We start from the raw sequence: 1,732 nt of genomic DNA on the forward strand, positions 1-1,732 counted from the left end.
GGAAAGGGGGTTCAGGCGGGGACAAGTTGATCCGCGATGCGGGCCAGGTCCGAAACGGACGTGACGACCACCGCCTGGTGACAGTGCTTCTCGTAGGTGAGCATCTCGCTGTCGCCGATGCCCCAGTTGCCGCGGTCCTCGGGGCAGATCCACAAGAGCCGCTTCGCCTTGCGGCGCAGGTCCTTGAGGGCCCACGCGTTGCTCGCGTTGTAGTTGTTCCGGCCGTCGCCAATGATCATCACCGTGGTGCGGCGGGTGATGCTGCCCAGGTGATCGCGGGTGAAGTCCGCCAGCGCGCGGCCGTAGTTGGAGTTCGCGCTCATGGACACCGTGCGACCGGCGGTCGCCGCGTCGATGGCCTCGCTCACGTCCAGGTCCTTGAAGAAGTGGGTCACCTCCCCCACGTCGGACACGAAGACGAACGAGCGCACACGCACGAACAGCGACTGCAGCGTGTGCATGAACAGCAGCATCATCCGCGACGCGTTCCGCACGGAGTCGGAGACGTCGCAGAGGACCACCAACTCCGGGCGCTCGGGCCGGCGCGAGCGGAACTGCGGCACCATGGGGATGCCGTCCCAGGGCATGTTCCGGCGCAGCGTGCGGCGCACGTTGAGGGCGCCCCGGCGGTGCGAGCGCTGCTTGCGGATGAGCCGGCTCTTCAGCTTCTCCGCCATCGTGCGCACGGCGGCCTCCATCTCATCCACCTCCGCCTGGGTGAGCAGGTGGAGCGGCTTCTCCGTGACGGAGTCCGTGCGGCGGCGGATGCGGGCCTCGGACTGGCGCTTCACCTCCTGGCGCGCGGCATCCTCAATCTTTCGCATCGCAGCCGCCACGTGGCGCGAGACGATCTCGATGCCCTCCGCGCTCAGGCCGCGCGCGTGCAGCTCGTCCTCCATGGACTTCAGGTCGGAGCGCGCCCGCTCCATGCCCGCGCCCGCGAGCAACCGCCGGGTGAAGAACCCTGTCTGGAGCGGGCTCTCCAACTGTCCCAGGTCCAGTTGTAGCGAGGCCTGCCGGAAGATCTGCGCCAGCCGGGCGCGGTCGCCCGCGAGGATGGCCTGGGCCAGGGGGGACATCTCCGGCGCGAGCAGGTTCATCTGGTAGATGACCATCTTCAAGAGGTCGCCCTCCAGATAGCCCTCTTCCTCCAACTGCTTCGCCAGCGACTGGTCGATGGCCTCGAACGTGCGGGCGGCGCCGGAGAAGTAGAAGTCGAACGCGCGGCTGAAGGTCTCTACGTCCAGTTCACGCTTCACAAGCGTGGTGCGCAGCACGGCGCGGAACAGGCTCCGGTCCTGGAGGCCCACCTCGGCGGTGGCGCGCAGGGCGTCCTGCACCTCGGACGTGCTGACGCGCACGCCGTTCTGGCGGAGGACCTCGGCGAACTCGACGATGCGTGCGTCCATGGCGAGTCCCTTTCCGTGCGCTACCGCTCGAACGACATGACGGCTTCCACGTGGTGCGTCTGGGGGAACATGTCCACCACCTGGAGCGCCACCGGCTTGTAACCGGCCTCCACCAGTCCCGCCGCGTCCCGGGCGAGCGACGCCGGGTCGCACGCCACGTACACCACCCGGCGCACGCTCAACGCGCGCATCCACTTCGCCAGCCCGGGGGCTCCGGCCCGAGGCGGGTCCGCGAGACACACATCGAAGCTCCGCGCTTCCGCCACCAGCCCGTCGCACACCTTGCGAGCGTCACCCTGGATGAAGCGCACGTTGCCCACCCC

At 68.6% G+C, this 1,732-nt stretch carries 1 protein-coding gene and 1 pseudogene; both read right to left on the minus strand.

Annotated features, from left to right (window positions below; translation table 11 throughout):
- Positions 1–11: 11 nt before the first annotated feature.
- Positions 12–1,409 (minus strand): vWA domain-containing protein, encoded by a 1,398-nt coding sequence (locus D7Y13_RS41300; RefSeq protein WP_120538131.1) that lies wholly within the window; start codon positions 1,407–1,409, stop codon positions 12–14.
- Between the two features lie 20 nt (positions 1,410–1,429).
- A pseudogene (locus D7Y13_RS41305) lies at positions 1,430–1,732 on the minus strand (class I SAM-dependent RNA methyltransferase); the annotation flags it as partial.

The organism is Corallococcus praedator, assembly GCF_003612125.1.
Lineage (GTDB): Bacteria > Myxococcota > Myxococcia > Myxococcales > Myxococcaceae > Corallococcus > Corallococcus praedator.